Source organism: Geodermatophilus sp. DF01-2, assembly GCF_004571065.1.
Lineage (GTDB): Bacteria > Actinomycetota > Actinomycetes > Mycobacteriales > Geodermatophilaceae > Geodermatophilus.
In genome coordinates this window covers 16,572-39,200 of the sequence record NZ_SPQN01000008.1, presented here as the reverse complement: position 1 = coordinate 39,200, position 22,629 = coordinate 16,572, and the positions used below count along the sequence as shown (strand labels likewise).

The 22,629-nt window shown below is 74.7% G+C and carries 20 protein-coding genes; 9 read left to right on the top strand and 11 right to left on the bottom strand.

Going from position 1 to position 22,629, the window contains the following annotated elements:
- Positions 1–175: 175 nt before the first annotated feature.
- Positions 176–1,468 carry an MFS transporter gene (locus E4P41_RS04480; RefSeq protein WP_135139664.1) on the top strand — a complete coding sequence of 431 codons (1,293 nt, stop codon included), beginning with the start codon at positions 176–178 and terminating at the stop codon, positions 1,466–1,468.
- A gap of 77 nt (positions 1,469–1,545) precedes the next feature.
- Complete coding sequence (locus tag E4P41_RS04475) at positions 1,546–2,331, top strand: alpha/beta fold hydrolase (RefSeq protein WP_135139663.1); 786 nt, start codon at positions 1,546–1,548, stop codon at positions 2,329–2,331.
- 9 nt (positions 2,332–2,340) lie between these two features.
- Here the strand turns inward: E4P41_RS04475 and E4P41_RS04470 are convergent, their stop codons facing one another.
- Positions 2,341–4,059 (bottom strand): alpha-glucosidase, encoded by a 1,719-nt coding sequence (locus E4P41_RS04470; protein WP_245177104.1) that lies wholly within the window; start codon positions 4,057–4,059, stop codon positions 2,341–2,343.
- A gap of 188 nt (positions 4,060–4,247) precedes the next feature.
- Here E4P41_RS04470 and E4P41_RS04465 point away from each other — a divergent pair, with 188 nt between their 5' ends.
- Positions 4,248–4,625 (top strand): FKBP-type peptidyl-prolyl cis-trans isomerase, encoded by a 378-nt coding sequence (locus E4P41_RS04465; RefSeq protein WP_135139662.1) that lies wholly within the window; start codon positions 4,248–4,250, stop codon positions 4,623–4,625.
- Between the two features lie 55 nt (positions 4,626–4,680).
- Here E4P41_RS04465 and E4P41_RS04460 read toward each other — a convergent pair whose 3' ends face one another.
- From E4P41_RS04460 to E4P41_RS04450, 3 genes are all read right to left on the bottom strand, one after another.
- The gene (locus tag E4P41_RS04460) at positions 4,681–5,436 is read right to left on the bottom strand and encodes a nitronate monooxygenase (RefSeq protein WP_245177103.1); all 756 of its coding nucleotides are present in this window, start codon (positions 5,434–5,436) and stop codon (positions 4,681–4,683) included.
- A gap of 305 nt (positions 5,437–5,741) precedes the next feature.
- On the bottom strand, positions 5,742–5,984 hold the full coding sequence (locus E4P41_RS04455; protein WP_135139661.1) for an acyl carrier protein: 243 nt from the start codon (positions 5,982–5,984) through the stop codon (positions 5,742–5,744).
- A 75-nt stretch (positions 5,985–6,059) separates the two neighbouring features.
- Positions 6,060–6,320 (bottom strand): hypothetical protein, encoded by a 261-nt coding sequence (locus tag E4P41_RS04450; protein ID WP_135139660.1) that lies wholly within the window; start codon positions 6,318–6,320, stop codon positions 6,060–6,062.
- Positions 6,321–6,567: 247 nt separating this feature from the next.
- Between E4P41_RS04450 and E4P41_RS04445 the strand changes: the two genes are divergently transcribed.
- From E4P41_RS04445 to E4P41_RS04430, 4 genes are all read left to right on the top strand, one after another.
- Positions 6,568–8,382: a phosphoenolpyruvate carboxykinase (GTP) gene (locus E4P41_RS04445; RefSeq protein WP_135139659.1), complete on the top strand. Its 1,815-nt coding sequence runs from the start codon at positions 6,568–6,570 to the stop codon at positions 8,380–8,382.
- Positions 8,383–8,696: 314 nt separating this feature from the next.
- Positions 8,697–9,911, top strand: coding sequence for an MFS transporter (locus E4P41_RS04440; protein WP_135139658.1), 1,215 nt, complete (start codon positions 8,697–8,699; stop codon positions 9,909–9,911).
- 17 nt (positions 9,912–9,928) lie between these two features.
- Positions 9,929–10,336, top strand: coding sequence for a rhodanese-like domain-containing protein (locus E4P41_RS04435; protein ID WP_245177102.1), 408 nt, complete (start codon positions 9,929–9,931; stop codon positions 10,334–10,336).
- Between the two features lie 41 nt (positions 10,337–10,377).
- Entirely contained in the window at positions 10,378–11,001 is a 624-nt protein-coding gene (locus tag E4P41_RS04430; protein ID WP_245177101.1) for an acVLRF1 family peptidyl-tRNA hydrolase, read from the top strand.
- Positions 11,002–11,100: 99 nt separating this feature from the next.
- Here the strand turns inward: E4P41_RS04430 and E4P41_RS04425 are convergent, their stop codons facing one another.
- Positions 11,101–12,111, bottom strand: coding sequence for a zinc-binding dehydrogenase (locus E4P41_RS04425; RefSeq protein ID WP_167760921.1), 1,011 nt, complete (start codon positions 12,109–12,111; stop codon positions 11,101–11,103).
- 245 nt (positions 12,112–12,356) lie between these two features.
- On the opposite strand from E4P41_RS04425, the gene E4P41_RS04420 reads away from it, so the two are divergent.
- Entirely contained in the window at positions 12,357–14,369 is a 2,013-nt protein-coding gene (locus tag E4P41_RS04420) for an AAA family ATPase (protein ID WP_135139656.1), read from the top strand.
- A 9-nt stretch (positions 14,370–14,378) separates the two neighbouring features.
- On the opposite strand, the gene E4P41_RS04415 is transcribed toward E4P41_RS04420, so the two are convergent.
- The 4 genes from E4P41_RS04415 to E4P41_RS04395 form a co-directional block, all read right to left on the bottom strand.
- The gene (locus E4P41_RS04415) at positions 14,379–14,795 is read right to left on the bottom strand and encodes a DUF86 domain-containing protein (protein ID WP_135139726.1); all 417 of its coding nucleotides are present in this window, start codon (positions 14,793–14,795) and stop codon (positions 14,379–14,381) included.
- On the bottom strand, positions 14,782–15,159 hold the full coding sequence (locus E4P41_RS04410; RefSeq protein WP_135139655.1) for a nucleotidyltransferase domain-containing protein: 378 nt from the start codon (positions 15,157–15,159) through the stop codon (positions 14,782–14,784). Before E4P41_RS04410 ends, E4P41_RS04415 begins: the two co-directional genes overlap by 14 nt.
- Before the next feature lie 650 nt (positions 15,160–15,809).
- Positions 15,810–16,547 carry an acetoacetate decarboxylase gene (locus E4P41_RS04400; protein ID WP_135139654.1) on the bottom strand — a complete coding sequence of 246 codons (738 nt, stop codon included), beginning with the start codon at positions 16,545–16,547 and terminating at the stop codon, positions 15,810–15,812.
- A gap of 3 nt (positions 16,548–16,550) precedes the next feature.
- A complete protein-coding gene (locus E4P41_RS04395) occupies positions 16,551–17,504 on the bottom strand; it encodes a 3-hydroxyacyl-CoA dehydrogenase NAD-binding domain-containing protein (protein ID WP_245177100.1) in 954 nt (317 codons plus the stop codon).
- Between the two features lie 198 nt (positions 17,505–17,702).
- Between E4P41_RS04395 and E4P41_RS04390 the strand changes: the two genes are divergently transcribed.
- Positions 17,703–20,129, top strand: a complete 2,427-nt coding sequence (locus E4P41_RS04390; protein ID WP_135139653.1) for a transglycosylase domain-containing protein — start codon at positions 17,703–17,705, stop codon at positions 20,127–20,129.
- Here the strand turns inward: E4P41_RS04390 and E4P41_RS04385 are convergent.
- Positions 20,099–20,962, bottom strand: coding sequence for a YhjD/YihY/BrkB family envelope integrity protein (locus E4P41_RS04385; RefSeq protein WP_245177099.1), 864 nt, complete (start codon positions 20,960–20,962; stop codon positions 20,099–20,101). The two genes, E4P41_RS04390 and E4P41_RS04385, sit on opposite strands and share 31 nt — an antisense overlap.
- Positions 20,956–22,509 carry an NAD(P)/FAD-dependent oxidoreductase gene (locus E4P41_RS04380; protein ID WP_135139652.1) on the bottom strand — a complete coding sequence of 518 codons (1,554 nt, stop codon included), beginning with the start codon at positions 22,507–22,509 and terminating at the stop codon, positions 20,956–20,958. Before E4P41_RS04380 ends, E4P41_RS04385 begins: the two co-directional genes overlap by 7 nt.
- Positions 22,510–22,629 lie beyond the last annotated feature (120 nt).

Below are 22,629 nucleotides of genomic sequence, written 5' to 3'. Positions count from 1 at the left end.
ACTCGCAGTAGAAGGACCCCGTCCTCCTCACCGCTCGCAGGCTCGCGGCGAGCCTCTGGACGGGGCCGCCCCGGGACGAGGCCAGGGAAACCCCGCGCGGCGCCGGGAGGGCGCCAGGCACCATGGTCCGCGCCGGCCACAGGGGGCGGCACGGACGACCGGGGAGGGGGGCACGATGGCCGGCCTGGCGCGGGCGCTGACCCCGCTGCGCACCCCGCAGTACCGCCGGCTCGCGCTCTCCCTCGGCCTGTCCCTGGTGGCCAACGGCTCCTGGGCGATCGCCCTGGTCTGGCAGGTCGTCGCGCTCGGCGGCGGACCGGCCGAGGTCTCGCTGGTCAGCGGGCTGACCGCCGGCGGAACGCTGGCCGTCGCCCTGCTCGGCGGGGTGCTCGCCGACCGGGTGCCGCAGCGGCACATCCTGCTGGCCGTGGCGCTGCTGCAGGCCGTCCCCGTCGCGGGGGTGGCCGTGCTCTCGCTGGCCGACGCCCTGCCGTTGGAGCTGCTCGCCGCCGTCGGCCTGCTGGGCGGCGTGGGGATGGGCCTGTACTACCCGGCCTATTCGGCGCTGGTGCCGACCCTGCTCCCGGAGGAGGACCTGCTCGCGGCCAACGGGCTCGAGGGGATGATGCGGCCGGTGCTGCACCAGGTCGCCGGACCGGCCGCCGCCGGCCTGCTGGTGGCCAGCGTCTCGCCCGGCGCCGCGCTGCTGGTCACGGCCGCCGCGGCGGCCGGCGCGGCGGTGTGCGTGGCCGGGCTGCCCGCGACCCCGGTCCGTCGCGAGCCGGCCGCCGTCCCGGTGCACCCGGTCCGCGCGGTGATCAGCGACCTGCGGGAGGGCTTCGGCTACCTGGTCCGGACGCCGTGGCTCCTGGCGACGCTGCTGTTCGCCTCGCTGATGCTGCTGGTGATGATGGGCCCCCTGGAGGTCCTGGCCCCCTTCGCCATCCGCGACCGCGCCGACGGCGGCCCCTTCCAGCACGCCCTGGTGCTCGCCGCCTTCGGGGTCGGCGGGGCGGTGGGCTCGCTCGTCGTCGCCTCCCGCCGGCTGCCGCGGCGCTACCTGACGGTGATGAACCTGCTGTGGGGCCTGGGCTGCCTGCCGCTGGCCGTCTTCGGCCTCGCCAGGCACGTGGCGCCGATGATCCTCGCCGGCCTGGTCATGGGGGCGGCCTTCCAGGGCGGCATGGTCATCTGGGGCACGCTGCTGCAACGGCGGGTCCCACCGGCCCTGCTCGGGCGGGTCTCCAGCCTGGACTTCCTGCTCTCCGGCGCGTTCATGCCGCTGTCGATGGCGCTGGCCGGCCCGGTCAGCGAGGCCGCCGGGCTCACCGCGACCTTCCTCGTCGCCGGTCTGGTGCCCCCGGTGCTCGCGGTCGTCGCCGTCCTCGTCGCCCGGTTGCCCGCCGACGAGCTGGCCCACCCGCTCGACCGTCGTCCCGCCGCGGAGCAGGTCGGCGCGCCGGCCTGAGCCGAGCGCGGGGGGAGGAGGCGGGGGAGCCTCCAGCTACTCCGCTGAGCCCGCGGTCCGCGGGGTAGGGACCGGGCATGGAGATCTCGGCCACCCGGCTCGGCGCCGGTCCCCCGCTCGTCCTGGTGCACGGCCTCGGCGGTTCCTGGCGGTCCTGGCAACCGGTGCTGCCGGCCCTGGCCGCCGAGCGCAGCGTCGTCGCCGTGGACCTGCCCGGCTTCGCCGGGGACAGCCCGCCCCTGCCGCGGCCGACGTTCGCCGCGCTCACCGAGGCCGTGGGAAAGTGGCTGGTCGACCAGGACCTGGCGCAGGCGCCGCTCGTCGGCAGCTCGCTGGGGGCACGGATGGTGCTGGAACTGGCCCGGCGCGGCCTGGGGCGCGGCGGCGTCGCCCTGGATCCGGGCGGCTTCTGGACCGACCGGGAGGCCCGCGTCTTCCGGGCCAGCATCGCGGCGTCCATGGTGCTGGTCCGGCGGATCCGCCCGGCGCTGCCGGCGCTGCTGGCCAACCCGGCCGGGCGGACGGCGCTCCTGCTCCAGTTCTCCGCCCGGCCCTGGGCGCTCGACGGCGAGCTCGTGCGGCGAGAGCTGGAGGGATACGTCGCCTCGCCCTCCTTCGACGAGGTGCTCGACGACCTGGCCCTGGGTCCACGTCAGCAGGCTGCGCCGGCCGGCACCCTGTCCGGACCGGTCACCATCGGCTGGGGGCGGCGGGACCGGGTCACCCTCGCCCGGCAGGCCGAGCGCGCCGTCCGAGCCTTCCCCGACGCCGACCTGCACTGGTTCGACCGCTCCGGGCACTTCCCGCAGTGGGACGAACCGGCCGCCACGGTCTCGCTGATCCTGGACCGGACCGCCCGCTGAGCGAGCGGGTCAGACCCGCAGGACCCGGGCCTCCCACGGCCGCAGGACGGCGGGGTCCTCCTCGCCGAGGTTGCCCAGCACCAGCTCGGCGCCGACCGCCTCCGGCAGCAGCTCGCCCAGCGGGTGGATCGAGCCGCCGAGGTTGCAGACGACGAGCAGCGTCTCGCCGTCCAGTCGACGGGTGAAGGCGTACACCTCCTCGTGGTCGGGCAGCAGCATGGTGAAGTCGCCGAGCGCGACGACCGGCTGCTCGTGCCGCAGCCCGATCAGCCGCCTGTGGTGGGCGAACACCGACGACGGGTCGTTCCGCTGCGCCGCGGCGTTCCACTCCCCGTGGTCGGGGTTGACCGGAATCCACGGCGTCCCGGTGGTGAACCCGGCATGCGGCGAGTCGTTCCACTGCACCGGCGTCCGCGCGTTGTCCCGGCTCATCCGCCGCAGCGCGGCCAGCACCTCCTCGGGGTCCGCGCCGTGCGCCACGGCCTGCGCGTAGTGGTTCAGCGACTCGACGTCCCGGAAGCCGTCGATGCTCCCGAACGGGGCGTTGGCCATCCCCAGCTCCTCGCCCTGGTAGACGTAGGGCGTCCCGCGGTGCAGGTGCAGCAGCGTGGCCAGGCAGGTGGCCGAGTCCCGGCGGTACCGCGGCGAGTCGTCGCCGAAGCGGGAGACCGCCCGCGGCTGGTCGTGGTTGTCCCAGTACAGGGAGTTCCAGCCGACGTCGGCCAGCCCCGTCTGCCACCGGCCGAACGAGGCCTTGAGGTCGCGCATCCGCAGGGGGTGCGGGTCGAACTTCGACCCGGAGTGGTCCAGCTGGACGTGCTCGAACTGGAACACCATGTCGACCTCGCGCCGGGCCGGGTCGGTGAACAGCCGCGCCTGCTCCACGGTCACCCCGGGCATCTCACCGACCAGCAGCAGCGTCGCCTCGTGGCCGGCCACCACCTCGCGGTGCATCTCCTGCAGGAACTCGTGGACCCGCGGCCCACAGACCACGGACGCCGAGGCGTCGCCGTAGGGCAGGCCGGGCAGCGGCGGCCCGTCGTGCAGCTCGCCGTCCGGGCCGACGTCCTTGCTGATCAGATTGATGACGTCCATCCGGAAGCCGTCGACCCCGCGGTCGAGCCACCACCGCATCATCGCGTACACGGCCTGGCGGACCTCGGGGTTCTCCCAGTTCAGGTCCGGCTGCCGGCGGTCGAACAGGTGCAGGAAGTACTCGCCGCTGGCCTCGTCGAGCTCCCACGTGGAGCCGGAGAAGAAGGAGTGCCAGTTGGTCGGCTCGGCGCCGGGTTCACCGGGCGCCATCCCGACCCGTGGCGGCCGCCACCAGTACCAGTCCCGCTTCGGGGAGTCCGTCGACGAGCGGGACTCCAGGAACCACGGGTGCCGGTCGCTGGTGTGGTTGACCACCAGGTCCATGACCAGCTTCATCCCCCGGTCGTGCAGGGCGGCGACCAGCTCGTCGAGCTGCTCGAGCGAGCCGAACAGCGGGTCGACGTCGGTGTAGTCGCTGATGTCGTAGCCGTTGTCGGCCTGCGGCGAGGGGTAGACCGGGGAGAGCCACAGGACGTCGACGCCCAGGTCGGCCAGGTGGTCCAGCCGCTGGAGGACGCCGCCGAGGTCGCCGACCCCGTCGCCGTCGGAGTCCTGGAAGGACCGCGGGTAGACCTGGTAGACGACGGCGCGGGTCCACCACGGGGGCTCGGCGGGTATCGGCTTGTCGGGCACCGCCCCAGCCCAGCACGGCGCGGTGCGCCCCGCACCCGGTCGGGCGGGTCCGGGCCACCGCCTCGACCGGCACCCGAGGTTGGTCGGTACCGCCGCCGGACCGCAGCCCGCCCGGCGACCCCGCCGAACCGCTGTTTGGATGGGGGAGCCCGTCGGGACCCACCCGGCACCGACCCCGAGGAGAACCGATGGCCGAACCCACCCGCCCCGACGTCGAGCCGCCGACCGGCCCGGCGCCCGACGACCTGGTGATCGAGGACCTCGTCGTCGGCGACGGCCCCGAGGCCAAGGCCGGTGACCTGGTGAGCGCCCACTACGTCGGCGTCACCCACGAGGGCGGCGAGCAGTTCGACGCCTCCTGGGACCGCGGCGACCCCCTGGAGATCCGGCTGGGCGGGGGCGAGGTCATCCAGGGCTGGGACGAGGGCATCGCCGGGATGCGGGTCGGCGGGCGGCGCCGGTTGACCATCCCGCCGCACAAGGCCTACGGCGACCGCGGCGCCGGCGGCGTCATCAAGCCCGGCGCGACGCTGGTCTTCGTCGTCGACCTCGTCGGCGTCCGCTGAGGAAGGCCCCTCCAGGGCGCCCCTCGTTCGCTCGGGAACGCACTGGAGGGGGCCGTCACGGTCCGGTCAGCAGGTCCGCCGCCGCCCGCAGCGCGCGCTCGGCCCCGACGGCCAGGTCCCGGACGACGTCGGCCGCCGGTCGCTCTGCGGTGACCAGGCCGACCGACTCCCCGGCGTAGAGCGGAGCGGCGGCCAGGTCGCCGGTCCGCCGTGCCTCGACCACCCGGCGGGTCGCTTCGGCGTCCGCGGCCAGCTCCTCCTCCCGCCCGTGCCACTCGCGGCTGAAGTCGTTGACCAGCGCCCGCCCCGGCCACCGCTCGGGCCAGGCCAGCCCCTGCGCCACGTCGAAGGCGCGGGTGAGCACGGTGTCCTCGCCCCGGGCCGCGCACACCCGGGCGCGCGCGGCGGGGGAGTTGAGCGCCTCGGGGCAGGCCAGCAGGGGCGTGCCGATCCAGACCCCGGCGGCGCCGGCGACCAGCGCCGCGGCGATCCCCGCGCCGGTCGCGATGCCCCCGGCGGCGAGCACCGGTCGGTCGGCCAGGGCCAGCACCTCCTGCAGCAGCGGCAGGGTGGCCCGGTGCCCGGTGTGCCCGCCGGCCTCGGTGCCCTGGGCGACGAGCAGGTCGACGCCGGCCTCCTGTGCACGGCGGACGTCGTCGGCCGTGTTCACCTGCGCCGCGACGGCAATGCCGGCCTCGTGCAGCGGCCCCACCGCGGGCGCCGGATCTCCGAAGGACACCGACACCAGCGCCGGGCGCGCGGCGACCGCGGCGTCGAGCAGCTCGGGGCGCTCGGCCAGCGCCCAGGCCATGAGGCCCGATGCCGAACGGCAGGCCGTCGGCGGCCGGGACGGCGGCCTGCTCGGCGACGAACTCCGGCGTGGCGGCGTTGCCCACGCCGATCGTGCCCAGGCCCCCGCCGAGGGAGACCGCCCGGGCCAGCGCTCCACCGGCCACCCCGGCCATCGGAGCTCCCACGACCGGTGCGGTCAGGCCGAACAGACGGGTCAGCGACGTGCGGATCACGGCGTCATCGTGCCCGGTGACGGCCCTGAGTGGGCCCCCTGCAGGGTCCCGCCGCGAGCTTGCAAGTGGCGGGGGGCAGGGGGTCCTTCTGCTACTGCGTCGCGGGGCCGCCCTGCTCGGTCCCGGACAGCTGCCGGAGGAACTCGTGGCAGCGCCGCGCCCGCGCGGAGTCCTGCTCCATGACCTCGCGGAAGAAGGCCGCGACGTCCTGCAGCCCGGCGTTCTCCGCGTCGCGGACGTATTGGCCGTAGTCGTGCCCGGCCTTGAGCGAGTGGTACTGCACCGAGATGAGGTCGTAGGTGACGTCCTCGAAACCGGTCTCACCGGTGGCCATAGCGGTCCTCCTCGCGTCGACTGTCGGGTCCCGAGGGGTTCCCGGCCGGCCGCAGCCGAAACGGCCCGATCCGCCTCAGCTGCGCGGGGCCTCGGACCACGCGCCGCCGGTCACGTCCCCGTCACCGGCGTCGTCGGCCGCGTCCCGGCCGGCGGTCAGCTCGTCCCCGCCGGTGGCCAGCTCCTCCTCGCCGGTGGCCAGCTCCTCCTCGCCGGTGGCCATGGCGTCGTCCTCGGTGGAGGCGAGGTCTCCGCCCTGCCCGTAGGCCCCGGGGTCGGCCTGCAGCGTGCGGGGGTCGTTCAGCGGGTCCGGGACGTCGGGGTCGGTGACGGTCATCCGTGCCCCCTTCCCGCGGGGACCGCCCGTGAACCCCGGAACCGCGGCGGCATCCTCCGGCACCTCGGGTAGACGTCTTATACGTAACGTCTCTCACGGTTACAGTGGACGTCCGCGCTTGTAGGCTCTCCGGAACCCCGGCCCGTCGCCGGCGCCCGGAGCGCCAGGCGGTCCGGATCACAGCTGAGCAGGACGAGCACCAGCGCCGGCGGCTCCCCGCCCGGTGTACCCAGAGGATGGAGACGCCGTGACTTCCGTGGCCACCCCCGGTCTCGAGAACGCCCCGACCACCCACGCCCGGCTGCTGGCCTGGGTGCAGGAGATGGCCGAGCTGACCACCCCGGACCGGGTCGTGTGGGTGGACGGGAGCGACGAGGAGTGGGAGCGCCTCACCCAGCAGCTGGTCGACGCGGGCACCTTCACCCGCCTGGACAAGAAGCCCAACTCCTTCTGGTGCGCCTCCGACCCGAGCGACGTCGCGCGCGTCGAGGACCGCACCTTCATCTGCTCGAAGGACGAGGCCGACGCCGGGCCCACCAACAACTGGATGGACCCGGCCGAGATGAAGTCGGTCATGACCGAGCTGTACCGCGGGTGCATGCGCGGCCGGACGATGTACGTCATCCCGTTCTGCATGGGCCCGGTCGACGCCGAGAACCCGATGTTCGGCGTCGAGCTCACCGACTCCGAGTACGTCGTCGTCTCGATGCGGGTCATGGCCCGCATCGGCGGTCACATCCTCGAGGCCATGGGGGAGGACCGGCCCTTCGTCCCCGCCATGCACTCCCTCGGTGCCCCGCTGGAGTCGGGTCAGCAGGACGTGCCCTGGCCCTGCAGCGACACCAAGTACATCGTGCACTTCCCCGAGGAGCGCATGATCTGGTCCTACGGCTCGGGTTACGGCGGCAACGCGCTGCTCGGCAAGAAGTGCTACTCGCTGCGCATCGCCTCGGTCATGGCGCGCGACGAGGGCTGGCTGGCCGAGCACATGCTGATCCTCAAGCTGACCAGCCCGCAGCAGAAGACCTACTACGTCGCCGCGGCCTTCCCGTCGGCCTGCGGCAAGACCAACCTGGCGATGCTCGAGCCGACCATCCCGGGCTGGAAGGTCGAGACCCTCGGTGACGACATCGCCTGGATGCGGTTCGGCGAGGACGGTCGGCTCTACGCGCTCAACCCCGAGTACGGACTCTTCGGCGTCGCCCCGGGCACCGGCTGGGACACCAACCCCAACGCGATGCGCACCATCGACAAGGGCAACTCGGTGTTCACCAACGTCGCGCTCACCGACGACGGCGACGTCTGGTGGGAGGGCATGACCGAGGAGCCGCCAGCGCATCTCACCAGCTGGAAGAAGCAGGACTGGACGCCGGAGAGCGACGAGCCCTCCAGTCACCCGAACAGCCGGTTCTGCACGCCGATCACCCAGTGCCCGATCCTGGCGCCGGAGTACGAGGACCCGAAGGGCGTGCCGATCTCGGCGATCCTCTTCGGCGGGCGCCGCAAGACCACGATCCCGCTGGTCACCGAAGCGCGGGACTGGAACCACGGCGTCTTCATGGGGGCCACGCTCTCTTCGGAGACGACGGCCGCGGCCACCGGCGCGGTCGGCGTCGTCCGCCGCGACCCCTTCGCGATGCTGCCGTTCATCGGCTACAACGCCGGCGACTACTTCGGCCACTGGGTCGAGACCGGCAAGATGCACGACGCCACCAAGCTGCCGCGGATCTTCTACGTGAACTGGTTCCGCCGCGACGAGGACGGCGGCTTCCTGTGGCCGGGCTTCGGGGAGAACAGCCGGGTCCTCAAGTGGGTCGTCGAGCGGCTCGAGGGCACCGCGGCCGCCGAGGAGACCGCGGTCGGCCACGTCCCGACGCCGGACTCGCTGGACGTCTCCGGCCTGGACATGACCCGCGAGCAGGTGGAGAAGGCCCTCGCCGTCGACAAGGACGAGTGGCGCGCCGAGGTCCCGCAGATCACCGAGTGGTTCCAGAAGTTCGGCGACAAGCTTCCCAGCACCATGTGGGACGAGCTGGCCATCCTGGAGCACCGGCTCGCCTGAGAGAGGACCCCGTCCTCCCCGCGCCTCGCAGGCTCGGGGCGGGACCCGGGACGGGGCCGCTCCCCTGCTCCCCGACACTCGCAGGCTCGCGGCGGGGAGCAGGGAGGCCGCCCTGCAGGACCCCGTCCTCCCCGCCCTTCGGCAACTCAGGGCGGGGCCCTGGACGGGGTCATCGGGCCCCCCTCGCACACTCGGGGCGGTGCCCCGGGCCCGTGCGGCGGCTCGTACGCCACCGGGCCCCGGCTCCGGACGTCGGTTAGCGTGGCTTGTCGTACCGGAGCTCCCCCTCACCTGAGACGACAGGTCCTCCCCACGTGCCCAACCCATACCTGCATGTGCTCCGCACGCCGCACGCACTGCCGATGGTCCTGGCCGCGTTCGTCGGGCGGCTGCCGCTGTCGATGGTCGGGCTCGGCTCGGTGCTGTTGATCGCCTCGGAGACCGGCTCCTACGGCCTGGGTGGGGCGGTTGCGGCGACCGGCGCGCTGACCACCGCCGTCTCGGGCCCGCTGATCGGCCGCTGGGCCGACACCCACGGCCAGCGCCGCACGCTGCTGCCGGTGCTCGCGGTCTTCATCGCTGCCGGCTGCGTCTTCCTGCCCGCGGTCAAGGAGGACTGGCCGCGCTGGATCCTGTTCGTCTCGGCCGGGCTGGCCGGGGCGTGCATCCCGCCGGTCGCCTCGATGATCCGGGTGCGCTGGACCCACCTGCTGCGCGGGACCCACCGGCTCCCGGCCGCGCTGGCGATGGAGTCGGTGGTCGACGAGTTCGTCTTCATCGTCGGCCCGGTGCTGGTCACCATCCTCTCCACGACCGGGCATGCCACCTCCGGCGTGGTCACCGCCTTCGTCCTGGCCGCGGTCGGCAGCCTGCTGTTCGCCGCCCAGGGCCGCACCGAGCCGCCGCCGCACGGGCACGCCTCCCGCAGCGGGCCGTCGGCGATCCGCAACCCCGGCCTGCGGGTGCTGTTCGTCGTCGGCGCCGCCGTGGGTGCCGTCCTCGGCACCCTGGAAATTGCCCTGGTGGCCTTCGCCGACGAGGCGGACGCGATGCCGCTGTCCGGCGTCCTCATCGCCGCGCTGGCCCTCGGGTCCATGGCCAGCGGGATCGGCTGGGGGAGCGTGCACTGGCGGCACCCGCTGCGCCACCGGTTGGTCGTCGCCCTCGCGTTGCTGACCGTGCTGAGCCTGCCGCTCTTCCTCGTCCGGGACGTCTGGCTGATGATCCCCTTCGTGGTGATCGCCGGGCTCGCCGTTTCGCCGTCCCTGATCAGCTCCTTCACGCTGGCCGAGGTCCTCGTCCCCCGGTCGGCGACCACGGAGGCGTTCACCTGGATCGGCACCGCCCTGGCCCTCGGGGTGGCCGTGGGTTCCTCGGCGGCCGGGAAGCTGGTCGACACGAGCGGGGCCAACACCGCCTTCCTCGTGGCCACCCTCGCCGCCGCGGTCGCGACGGTGGTCGTCGCCGCGGGCCAGCGGCTGCTGCACGTGCCCGCCGAGCACGCCGCCGAGCCGGCGATGGCTCGATGACCGACAGGGCGGAGCCCGTGGGAACGTCGCCCGCCACCCGCTCGATCGACGAGGTGCTCGAGGAGACGCGGGGCCGTATCGACCGGCTGGAGCCGGCGGAGGCCGCGGCGCGGATGGCGGCCGGCGCGCTCCTCGTCGACACCCGCCCGGTCGCCCAGCGGGAGGCGGACGGCGAGGTGCCCGGCGCGCTGGTCGTCGAGCGCAACGTGCTGGAGTGGCGCCTGGACCCGGCCAGCGATGCTCGGCTACCCGCGGCCACCGGCCACGACGTCGAGGTGATCGTTCTCTGCAACGAGGGCTACGCCTCCAGCCTCGCCGCCGACTCGCTGCGGGCGCTGGGTCTGCACCGCGCCTCCGACGTCGTCGGCGGCTACCAGGCCTGGGCCGCGGCCGGGCTGCCCACCACCCGGGACGGCCAGGCCTGACCCGGCCCCGTCCCGCCGCCGGGGGTGGCCGACGCCTCCGGGTGTCACCCGAGCGGCTGGGCCGCTGGCTGGACGGCGTCGCCGCCCGGCACGGCACCTTCGACCGCGTCGAGCTCTTCGACGGGGCCGTGCGGGTCACCTGTGCGGACACCACCGAGGTCACCCTGCGGACGCCGTTCGACTGGCGGCCGGGACCGGCGCTGCTGTCCTCGCTGACCGCCGCGGTCCGCATCCCGCACCGCGCCGCCGTCCTGCTGGTCCGCCGCGGTCGGTGGGCGGTCGGGGTGTTCGACGGCGCCGACCTGGTGGTCTCCAAGGTCGACGCGCGCCAGGTCCAGGGGCGGACGGCGGCCGGCGGCTGGTCGCAGCAACGCTTCGCCCGGCGGCGGGCCCACCAGACCGACGCGGTGGTGGGCGCCGCCGTCGAGACCGCCGCCCGGGTGCTGCTGCCGCACGCAGGGGAGGTGGAGGCCCTGTTCACCGGTGGAGACCGCAGCCTGGTGGACGACGTCCTGGCCGACCCGCGGTTGCGCGCGCTCGCCGCGCTGCGCCGCGGGTCGGCCCTCGAGGTCGGGGAGCCGACGAAGGCGGTGCTGCTCGCCACCCCGGAGCAGTTCCGCGCGGTCGACGTGCACATCGTGGAGCCCGGTGAGCGGTCGGTCTGACGAGCGGGGACCCGGCTGGGTTCGCCGAGGAGGGCCGGGGGACTCAGCTCCGGTCGGGGACGGCGCGTGGCCGCGGCCGTCGTCCGGAGAAGGACGGTGTCATGGCGTCAGCACCAGCCGGATGGGATTCCCCTCCTTGTGGGCGAGCATCTCCACCCCGCGCGCGGCCTCGCTGAGCGGGAGGGTGCCCGAGACCGAGCGGGACAGGTCCAGCCGGCCGTGCCGGACCAGCGACACCAGCTCCCCCACGTGCTCGGGGTCGGAGCCGTAGTGGCCGAGGATGCGCTGCCCGAAGTAGCTGAACTGGGTGCCGTTGCGGATCGTCAGTGGCTGGTCGGTCAGCCCGACCAGGACCAGCGCGCCGTCGCGCTCCAGGGTCCGCACCGCCTGCTCGCGCACCGGCGCGACCCCGGCGAAGTCGAACGCGTAGGCGAGGCCGGCGCCGCCGGTCAGCTCGCGCACCCGCGCGGCGACGTCGTCGGCCGGGTCGAGGGCCAGGTCGGCACCGAAGGCCAGCGCCCGGTCCCGGGCCGTCTCGACCGGGTCGACGGCGACGATCGGCGCCGCACCGGCCAACCGCAGCAGCTGCACCGCGTGCGCGCCCAGGCCGCCGATGCCCCACACACCGACCGGCTGCCCGGCCCGCACGCCGGCGGTGCGCACGATCGACGCCCACGGCGTCGATACCGCGTCCGGCACGATGCAGGCCTGCTCGAACGGCATCCCGTCGGGGACGGCGACCAGCGTGTCCGCCGTGGCCAGCGCGTACTCCGCCCAGCCGCCGTCGTAGTCGACGCCGCGGGTGTGCACCCAGCCGTCCTTCTCCTCGCCGGCCTGCAGCAGCACCCGCTGCCCCTCGGTCCACGCGGTGACGCCGTCCCCCAGTTCGGCGACCGTCCCGGCCACCTCGTGGCCGAGGGTGACCTCGGCACCGGCGAGGAACAGCGGCGAGAGCTGGCCCTCGATGAGGTGCACGTCGGACAGGCAGATGCCCGCCGCCGCCACCTTGATCAGCACCTCGCCCGGACCTGGCGTCGGCTTGGGCACCTCCTTGACCGCGAAGTCGCGGGTACGCACGTCCAACCGTCCGGCGAGCATCGTCTCGGGCATGGACCCATCCAAGGCCGCGGTCGTCGGTTCGGCGAGTGGGGGCCCGGAGGGCTTCCCGAGGAGGGCCGGGTGGGGCTCAGCAGCGTGGGGGGACGGCGACCGGCCGCGGTCGTCGGTTCGGCGAGTGGGGGCCCGGAGGGCTTCCCGAGGAGGGCCGGGTGGGGCTCAGCAGCGTGGGGGGACGGCGACCGGCCGCGGTCGTCGTCCGGTAGGACGACCGTGTTGTGGCGTAACGTCCTCCGACCGTGTCCTCCGCACCGAGCGCGACGACCACCGCCCCCGATCCCGTTCTCACCGCCGAGCGCGCTCACCTGGCGCGCGCGGCCGACTGCCTGACCGCCATGCGCGCGGCCGCCTCCGCGGTCGTCGACGCCGGTGTCGACGCCTGGGCCTCCGAACGGCTGGGCGCGGCCCGCGCCGAGCGGCTGCGGGCCCTGGCCGCAGACCCCGGCGTCCCGCCCTTCTTCGGGCGCACCGACACCGGCACCGAGACCTTCCACATCGGCCGCCGGCACGTGCGTGACGCCGACGGCACGCCGGTCGTCATCGACTGGCGGGCGCCGATGAGCCGGCCGTTCTACCGGGCCAGCGCCGCCGATCCGCAGGGCCTGGTGCGCCGCCGCCGGTTCGGCTTCGCCGGCGGCGAGCTCACCAGCTACGAGGACGAGCTGCTCGGGGCCGGGGAGCAGGGCGACGGCCGGCTGCTGCGGGAGGAGATCGAGCGTCCCCGCGGCGGTCCGATGCGCGACATCGTCGCCACCATCCAGCCCGAGCAGGATGCGATCGTGCGGGCGCCGCTGGCCGAGTCGATCTGCGTGCAGGGCGCTCCGGGCACCGGCAAGACCGCCGTCGGCCTGCACCGGGCGGCCTACCTGCTCTACACGCACGGGGGGCAGCTGGCCCGCACCGGCGTCCTCGTCGTCGGGCCGAACCGGGCGTTCCTGCGCTACATCGAGCAGGTGCTGCCCACCCTCGGCGAGGTCGACGTCGAGCAGACCACCGTGGCCGAGCTGACCGCCCGGGTGCCGGTGCGCGGCACCGACACCCCGGAGGTCGCCGTCCTCAAGGGTGACGCCCGCATGGCCGAGGTGCTGCACCGCGCCCTGTGGGGCTCGATCGCCAAGCCGGCGGACGACGTCCAGGTGCCGCTGGCCGGCCGCCGGCGCCGCGTGCCGGTCGAGCGGCTGAAGCGCTACGTCGACGACCTGCGCCGCCGCGGCCGGGCCGGCGAGGACCAGCAGGTGCTGCACCACGCCGCCGGCCGCGAGCGGCTCGCGATGCTCCTGGCCGAGGACGCCCGCCGGCAGGCCGAGGCCGCCGGCGGCAGCCCCACCGACGCCGAGACTCGCCGCGCCGCCCGCAGCCCGGAGGTGCGCGCGTTCTGCGACGCGGTCTGGCCCGCCCGGGACGCGGCGGCGCTCGTGCACGGCCTCCTCACCGACCCCGCCGTTCTGGCGCGGGCGGCGCGCGGCGTGCTGGACGACGTCGAGCAGGCGCTGCTGCGCAGGCCGGACGGACCGCTCCGTCACGTTCCCTGGACCGAGGCCGACGCCGTGCTGGTCGACGAGGTCGCCGGGCTGCTCGAGCGCACCACCGGCTACGGGCACGTGGTCGTCGACGAGGCCCAGGACCTCTCCCCGATGCAGTGCCGCGCCGTGGCCCGCCGGCTGGCCGCCGGATCGCTCACCGTGCTCGGCGATCTGGCCCAGGCCACCAGCCCGTGGTCGGCGGCCGACTGGAGCCGCACCCTCGCCGGCCTGGGCCGACCGGACACCGCCGTCCGCCCGCTCACCCGCGGCTACCGGGTGCCCGGCGAGGTCCTGGAGTACGCCAACCGGCTGTTGCCGGCGATCGCCCCCGGCCTGCCGGCCGCCACCGCGGTGCGCCGCGGAGCCGGGTCGCTGCGCATCCGGCCCGACGGGCCGCTCACCGACGTGGTCGGCGAGCTGGCCGCCGTCCCCGGGTCGATCGGCGTCGTCTGCGCCGACGACGGCGTGCCCGAGGTGGCCGCGGCGCTGGTCGCGGCCGGGCTGCCCGCGGCGGTGCTCGGGGAGGACGACGATCCGGGGCAGCTGGCCGTCGTCCCGGCGTCGCTGGTCAAGGGGCTGGAGTTCGACGCGGTCGTCGTCGTGGACCCGGCCGCGATCGTCGCCGCCGAGCCGCGCGGGCTGCACCGGCTCTACGTCGTCCTCACCCGGGCGGTGAGCACGCTGGTGGTGCTGCACTCCGGCGACCTCCCGGAGCTCCTGTCGGGCTGACCCCCGCGGTCAACCGTTCCGCGCCGCCCAGGCCGCGACCGTGGAGGTGAACTCGTCGAGGTCGTCGAGCAGGGCCACGTTGGCACGGACCACGTCGTCGTCGACCTCGGCGTACTCGTGGACGAGGACGTTGCGGAAGCCCACGGCCCGGGCCACCTGCTCGGCGACATCGGCCGGTACGACGCCGTGCCGGCCGAGGAGGCGTACCGCCGCGGCGTTGCTCTCCGGCATACCGAGGCCCTCGGAGGCGACGAGGTGCTGCGCTGCCCGCACGCAGCCCTCGATCGCCGTCACGAATCCGTACTTGACCGCGTCCAGGGCGATCGGGTCGTGGACCAGGTCATGAGTTGCGGAGGTCCTCCGGATGCGCTCGACGTCCTTGCGGACCCGCGCGAGGAGCCGGCCGAGCCGCTCAGCGTCGACCACGTGCGGCCACCGCCTGGAGGTACTCCTGCGCCATCTGCTCGATGTAGGGCAGTTCGTCCAGGTACCGGGTGCGGACGTCGGCCTCCCAGTGGACGCGCGTCGGGGGGGCGTCGTCGAAGAGCAACCGGCCCTGACACGCGATCCGCCCCGAGAGGTAGAGGGGGGCGGTCTCGAGCACGACCAGGTCGGTACCGTCGGGGAGGTCGACGCTCCAGGCTGCGGGGGCTCGGCCGCCGAAGTGGGCCGCCACGTCGGTGTCGCTGTCCGGCCGGGCGGTGCCCGCCGCGCGACTGCCGTGGAGGTAGCCGAAGACGGCCCCGGAGGCACGCAGCCCCGCGACGATCCGGCGCTCCTCGACGACCACGCCGACACTCTGCCACCGCGCCGCCCAGCGAGGGGCGTGCGCATACGCTGACCGGTGTGCCTGATGCGGTGATCCGGAGTCCGTCTTCCGCGGGTCCGAGCGCGATTGCAACCCCGCCGCCTGGTTGCGAGTAGACCCCCGTCGAGAACCGCCCCGCGGCCGAAGAAGGCGGTCAGGTCGTAGCCGGGGCGGGCCGCGTCGGGTCCGGCGGGGCCGTAGCCGGTGAGCGTGGCGTGCACCAGGCGCCGGTTGAGCCCGAGCAGCGTGGCGGCGTCCAGGCCGTACCTCGCCTGCCGCGAGGGCAGCAGGTTGCAGAGGAAGACGTCGCCGCGCACGGCCAGCCGGCGCACCAGGTCCGCGCCCCGCGGTTCGTTGAGAGCGACGGCGACGCTGCGCTTGCCGCGGTTGTCCATCTGGAACGCCGCGTCGATCGGCGTCTCGTCCTCGGGGACCTGCGGCTGCCGGGTGGCGCGGCGCATGGCGTCCCCGCGCAGCGGCTCGACCTTGACGACGTCGGCTCCCATGTCGGCCATCAGCGCCGCGGCGCCGGGGGCGGCCATCCAGTTGGCCACCTCCAGGACGCGGATGCCCTCCAGCGGTGCGGCCATCGCCGGTTCTCCCTCCGCCCGCTCCGGTGCCCCGGCGCCCGCTCAGCTCTGCAAGTAGTCGAAGACGCAGTCGGCCCGGCCCAGGGTGAGGTCGACCAGGATGTGGCTGGCCGAGACGACCTCGCGGAGGGGGAGGTCGGCCAGCGGGGCCAGGGCGTGCTCGAAGAGCTGCAGCCGGGCCGGGCCGGTCCAGGCGCCCTTGACGGTCATGTCGGTGATCTGGCTGCGGACCAGCTCGAGGATCCGCGGCCGCCGGTCGTACCCGGGCAGCATCTTCAGCGCGTACGTCGGGCGGCCGATCTCCGCGCGGGCGTCCTCGTCGCTCATCGGCCGGTGCTTGTAGCCCATCGTCGCGGTGGCCACCCGCAGGCTGCCGTAGTCGAGCGTGCCGACCAGGGTGTCGGAGTCGACGTACAGCCGCGGCGCCCCGAGCTTCTTCGGATAGGCGCTGATCTCCCGGCCGCTGGCGATCGAGGCCAGGCTGTCGACGTACATCCACTGCAGGTAGTCCGCGCTCTGCCCCTCGTGCTCGACCTGCAGCACCTGCCCCGACTCGGTGAACGAGCCCAGCCCGGTGACGTCGGGCATCCGCATGACCTCGAAGCGGACCAGTGGATCCCCCACGGTCAGTGGCTCCGGCACCAGCCGCCGCATCGCCTCGGCGTCGGTGCGGTAGAGGATGTTGAGGTACTCGCGGTCGGTGAACCGGTAGCGCCCCGCCGGGTAGGCCGGCGCGCCGATCGGTGTCGTCGGCAGCCGGCGCACCTCGTCGATGTCCACTGTTCACTCCTCCCGGTCGGGAGCCGCCCGGGCGGCGTCGCGGGCGTCGATCACGGCCAGCTGTGCCCGGTCGCGGGCCTCGGTCAGCTGCTGGTAGCTGCGGCCGCCGAACCGGCTCTCGACCTGGCCGCTGATCAGCTCCACCGTGGCCTCGTCCAGCTCGGGCTGCTCGACCACCTTCCACCCGCGGGCCATCCCCGGGCCCAGGTGCTCCAGGAAGTGCCGCATGCCGCCCGGCCCGCCGCCGAGGTGGAAGCTCTCGAACGGCCCCGCCGTCGCCCAGCGGATGCCGATCGACTCGGTGACGATCTCGTCCAGCTCGGCCGCGCTCACCACCCCCTGGGAGACCAGCCACACGCACTCCCGGAACAGGGTCGACTGCAGCCGGTTGGCCACGAAGCCGTTGACCTCCCTGTGCAGCACCACCGGCTTCTTGCCCACCTCGCGGTAGAAGGCCACCGCCGCCTCGACCGCCCACGGCGCGGTCCGCTCGCCGGGGACGACCTCGACCAGCGGCAGCACCTCCGGCGGGTTGAACGGGTGCCCGACCACCAGCCGTTCCGGGGTGCGCATCTCCCGCGCCAGGTCGCTGGGCATCAGTGCCGACGTCGACGAGGCGATCAGCGCCCGCTCGGGGGCGGCGGCCTCGATCCGGGCGAACAGCTCCCGTTTGAGCGGCAGCCGCTCGGGCGCGTTCTCCTGGACGACGTCGGCCCCGGTGACCGCGGCCTCGACGTCGTCGACCACCTCGATGCGGCTGAGCAGCTGTTCCGGGTCGAGCGCTTGGTCCGGTTGGGTGCGGGCGTAGTGGTGGACCGCCTCCGCCACCTGCGGGCCGACGTCGGACCGCGGGTCCTGCACCCGCACCGCCATCCCGGACGCGGCGAACAGCGTCGCCCACGACAACCCGATCGTGCCCGCTCCGACGACCGCGACGCTGCGCTGGCCCTCGCTCACGGCGCCCCCAATGCGCTCGGCCCCGCCCTGTGCGAATCGGACCACATCCGGCGTACGACGGCGAGCCGATCAGGGGCATCGCCGTTCCACACGTGACCGGTGATGCGGGCTCCGGTGCCGGTTGCCGGAGTGTGCGGCGCGGATGGTTGTGGGCACCGCGGTTCTCTGTTCCAGTGGGACCTCCACGGAAGGGGGCCCATGGACCTGCGCACGGACGCACGGGTCAGGACGCTGCTCACGCTCGCCGCCACGGTCGTGGTGGCCGGAGCGCTCGTCGCGGGACTCCTCCTCCCCTGGGTCGGCGGGCCCGCCGTGGCCGCACAGCAGTCGACCAGCCTGCTCGGGGACCTCCCCACCGAGCTCACCGTCGACACCCCACCGGCCAACACGGTGCTGCTGGCGGCCAACGGTGAGCCGATCACCCACTTCTACGACGAGAACCGCGCGCCCGTGACCGGCGACCGCATCGCCGAGGTGATGAAGCAGGCGACGATCGCCATCGAGGACGCCCGGTTCTACGAGCACCACGGCCTCGACGTCCAGGGCACGATGCGCGCGCTGGTCACCAACATCGCCGCCGGCGGCGTGCAGGAGGGCGGGTCGACCCTCACCCAGCAGCTGGTCAAGCAGACCCTGCTGCAGACCGCGGACACCCCCGAAGAGCGCCGCGCGGCCACCGAGCAGACCCTGGGCCGCAAGCTCCGAGAGGCCCGGCTGGCGCTGGCTCTGGAGGACACCTACTCCAAGGACGAGCTGCTCACCCGCTACCTCAACGTCGTCTACTTCGGGCAGAACGCCTACGGCGTGCAACCGGCCGCGCGCGCCTTCTTCGGCGTCGACGCCATCGACCTCGACCTGCCGCAGGCGGCCCTGCTGGCCGGCCTGGCGCAGAGCCCGACCGCCGACGACCCGTTCACCGACCCCGAGGCGGCGACCGCGCGGCGCAACGAGGTCATCTCCCGGATGGCCGAGCAGGGCTACATCGACCAGGCCCAGGCCGCCGCCGCGCAGGCCGCCCCGCTGGGTCTCGCGCCGGCCCCGTCCCCCCGCCGCGGCTGCGTCGAGGCCAGCGTCGGCCCCTTCGTCTGCGACTTCGTGCAGCGCTACCTCGTCCAGGAACTGGGGCTGACCCAGGAGCAGCTGGACAACGGCGGCTACGTCGTCCGGACCACGCTCGACGCCGACCTCCAGCGGGCCGGGGATGCCGCCGTCCTCGGGACGCTCGAGATGGGCGACTCCCTGGCCGGCATGTTCACCGCCGTCGAGCCGGGCACCGGCCACCTCCTGGCGATGAGCGTCAACCGGGTCTTCGGGTACGACGCGGACGACCCGGCGCAGGAGTCGTTCAACCTCCACGTCTGGCCGAGCAAGGGCTCAGGGTCGACCTACAAGGTGTTCACCGCCGCCGCCGCACTGGCCCGCGGCTACTCCAGCTACTACACCCTGACCACGTCCGATCGCTACTACTCGCGGGTCTACGAGGACGAGGACGGGCGCTACGACGTGCGGAACGTCGGCCGGTTCCGGTCCACGCTGGACCTGACCACCGCGCTGTACCAGTCGTCGAACACCTACTTCCTGGCTCTCGAGGACGCCCTCGGCAGCGTCGAGGAGCCGGTGCGGATGGCCGAGCGGATGGGGCTGTTCCAGTTCAGCGACCCGGAGCTGCCGCAGCAGATCATCGACGAGAACCGCGGGTCGTTCACCTTCGGCGCGGAGGCCACCAGCCCGCTCGCCCTGGCCAGCGCCTACTCGACCCTGGCGGCCAGCGGCACCCGGTGCGACGTCGTTCCGGTGACCGCCGTCCTCGACCGGCACGGCGAGCCGGCGGTCGGCCGGGACGGCGAGCCGCTCCCGCTCGGCGACCGCTGCACCCCCGAGGCGATCCCGCCGGGCGTGGCGAACACCCTCAACCAGATGCTGCGCAAGGACGTGGAGCCGGGGCATTCGGGTGCGACCGGCACCCGCGCCCACGTCCCCGGCCACCAGATCGCCGGCAAGACCGGCACGGCCCAGGACAACGACTCCATCGCCTTCGTCGGGTACACCCCGGAGATCGCCGCCAGCGTGATGGTGCTCAACCCGAAGGAGAAGGAGAACGTCGGCGGGTTCGGCGGCGGCAAGGCGGCCACCGTCTGGCACGACGCGATGGCACCGATCCTGGAGGCCCGGGGCAGCGGGGAGTTCCCGCCGGCCGACGAGGTGGTGGAGAACGGCAACACCCGCCCCGTGCCGGGCTGCTCGTCGGTGCGGGCCTGCCAGGCGGAGCTGTCCGACGCCGGCTTCGAGCACCGGACGGTGCGGGTGGACAGCGCGCGGCGCTCGGGAACCCTGCTGGGCACCAGCCCCCCGCGCGGCGGCCGGGCGGTGCAGGACCAGGTCGTCACCATCCTGGTCAGCAACGGCGAGGACTACGTTCCGCCCCGGCCGGCGCCTCGGCCCGCGCCCCCGCCGGCGCCACAGCCGGCGCCACAGCCGGCGCCCGAGCCGGCGCCACGGCCGGAGTCCCCGGCGCCGCCTGCGCCGCCGACACCGGTCCCACCGCCGACACCGGCACCTCCGCCGGGGCCGCAGCCGGATGCGTCGATGCCCGCTCAGGAGCCGGAGGAGCCGGTCGAGGACTGACCACCCGAGCGGAGCCGGTCGTCGAGCGACTGGGTCAGCAGCCACCCGCCGATCACCACCAGGTGGAGCAGGAACAGCCACAGGCTGATCGCCACGACCGCGCCCACGGCCGTCAGGCCGCCGAACGGTGCCCCCAGCGCCAGGGGCAGGGCCAGGAACAGCACGAAGCCCTGCAGGAAGCCCGACAGGCAGGCGGCGGTGAACAGCACGCCGGAGACCAGGGCCGGCCAGCGCAGCCGGCCGGCGGCGACAACGCCGAAGCCCCACAGCAGCGGAGCGGTGAGCGTGAACAGCACCGAGTAGTAGCCGACGGCGAGGCTGCCCAGCGCGCTGCCCCGCTCGGTGAGCTCCACCATCGCCGAGGCCGCCAGGAGCAGCGGGTACATGAGCAGCGGCGTGACCAGCACCAGCGGCAGCGCCAGCAGGCGGCCGCGCCAGCCGGTCAGCGTGTCCCGCCGCGGGGTGAACCGCAGCAGCGCCCGGCGCAGCCCCTCGCCGTAGAACGACAGCGGGACGAGCGCCAGCACGAAGCCGAGCGGGTCCAGGCCGGTCCCCGCGGCGGCGAGTGTCCGCAGGGCCTCGGGGGCGCCGAGCTCCGAGGGGAGCAGCTGGGCCAGCCGGTCGCCGAGCCCACGCACCCGGTCGGGGGAGGTGAGCAGCGCGGTCAGCGAGAAGGCGACGACCAGCAGCGGGACCACGGCGATGCCGGCGTAGAAGGTCAGCCCGGCGGCGATCAGCGCGACATCCCGGCCGCGGGCCAGCTCGGCGGCGCCGTGCAGGAGGGACGCCGTCTCGGCGCGCAGCCGGCGCGCCGTCCGGGACGACCTCAGCACCGGTCCAGCAGGTGACGGGCAGCCGCGTACCCGCCCAGGCCGCTGACCGCCCCGCCGCGCACCGTGCCGCCCGAGGAGGCGGCGACCACCCGTGGGTACGGCGTTGCCACGCCCCAGGCACCCACCTCGTCCGGCGCCGCGGCGACCGGCCAGGACAGGTCCCCGTGGAAGATGTGGCCGCCCGGCATCGCCAGCGAGTCCTCGACGTCCAGCGGCGAGGCCGCCTGCAGGCACGGCCGCCCGTCCGCGTCGCGGGCCAGGCAGTCCAGAAGCGGCTCGGCCAGGTGCGCGTCGAGCTGGGCGACCACCCGGCGCACCGCCTCGTCCCGGGTGCCCACCGGGTCCCGGCGGAACAGCGCGGCCGGGGTGTGCAGGCCGAAGAGGGTGAGCGTGTGGCAGCCCGCGGCCCGCTCGGCCGGCCCGAGCACCGAGGGGTCGGACAGCGAGTGGCAGTACACCTCGAACGGGACGACGTCGGGCAGCCGACCGGCAGCGGCCTGCGCGTGCGCGGCGTCGAGCTGGGAGGCGGCCTCGTCGACGTGGAACGTCCCGGCGAACGCGACCGCCGGGTCGACGCCGGAGCGCAGCCGAGGAAGCCGGGCGAGCACCATGTTCACCTTGAGCTGGGCGCCGTCGACGGAGGGGCGGGGCGCGGCCCCGGTGAGCCGGTCGAGCACGTCCGGGGCGGCGCCGCCGACGACCCAGCCGGCGTCCACCGCCCGCTCGGCGCCGTCGTCGTCGGTCCAGTGCACGGTGACGCCGTCCGCCCGCGGCTCCAGCGCCGTCACCTCGGCCCGGGTGACCAGCTCGGCGCCGGCGCTCCGCGCCGCGGCGGCCATCGCGCCGGAGAGCACACCCATCCCCCCGACCGGCACCCGCCAGCGCCCGGTGCCGTTGCCGACGACGTGGTACAGGAAGCAGCGCCCGGCCGGGCCGTCAGCGGCGTGCACGTCGGCGAACGTGCCGATCAGCCCGTCGGAGAGCGCCACCCCGCGGACGACGTCGTGCGACAGCTCGTCGGCGACGACGTCGGCCAGCGGCCGCTCCCGCAGGTCGTGCCACAGCCCGGGGTCGCGCAGCCGCCCGGCGAGCTCGGCGGGCGAGAGCAGCGGCTCGGTGAGGGTGGGGGCGAGGTCCTCGGCCAGCGTCGCCACCCGCCCGTGAAACCGCTGCCACGCGGCGAACTCCGCGTCCGAGCCGGTGAGGGCCCGGAAGGACCCGGCGGTGGGCGCGCCCTCGTCCCGCTCGACGAGCAGGCCGGGACCACCGGGGACGGCGGTGTACGAGGCGACCGCGCGGTCGGCAAGAGTCACCTGCAGGTCGAGGTCGGCGACGATGCGGTCGGGCAGCAGGCTCACCAGGTAGGCGTAGGCCGAGAGCCGGACGTCGACCCCGGGGAACACCTGCCGGCTGACCGCGGCGCCGCCGACCTCCGGCAGCCGCTCGAGGACCAGCACCGACCAGCCGGCGCGGGCCAGGTAGGCCGCGGCCACCAACCCGTTGTGCCCGGCCCCCACGACGACGGTGTCGAATCGACGCGCGCTCACCGGCGGACCGTAGCCGGTACGCGGGGGCTCGGTTCTCGCGGTCGTCCTCGCGTCGTCCTGCGTCCGGCGCACCTCGTCCGTCACATCCGCCCCGCCTGTTGCCCGCGGCCAGCGGAGTTG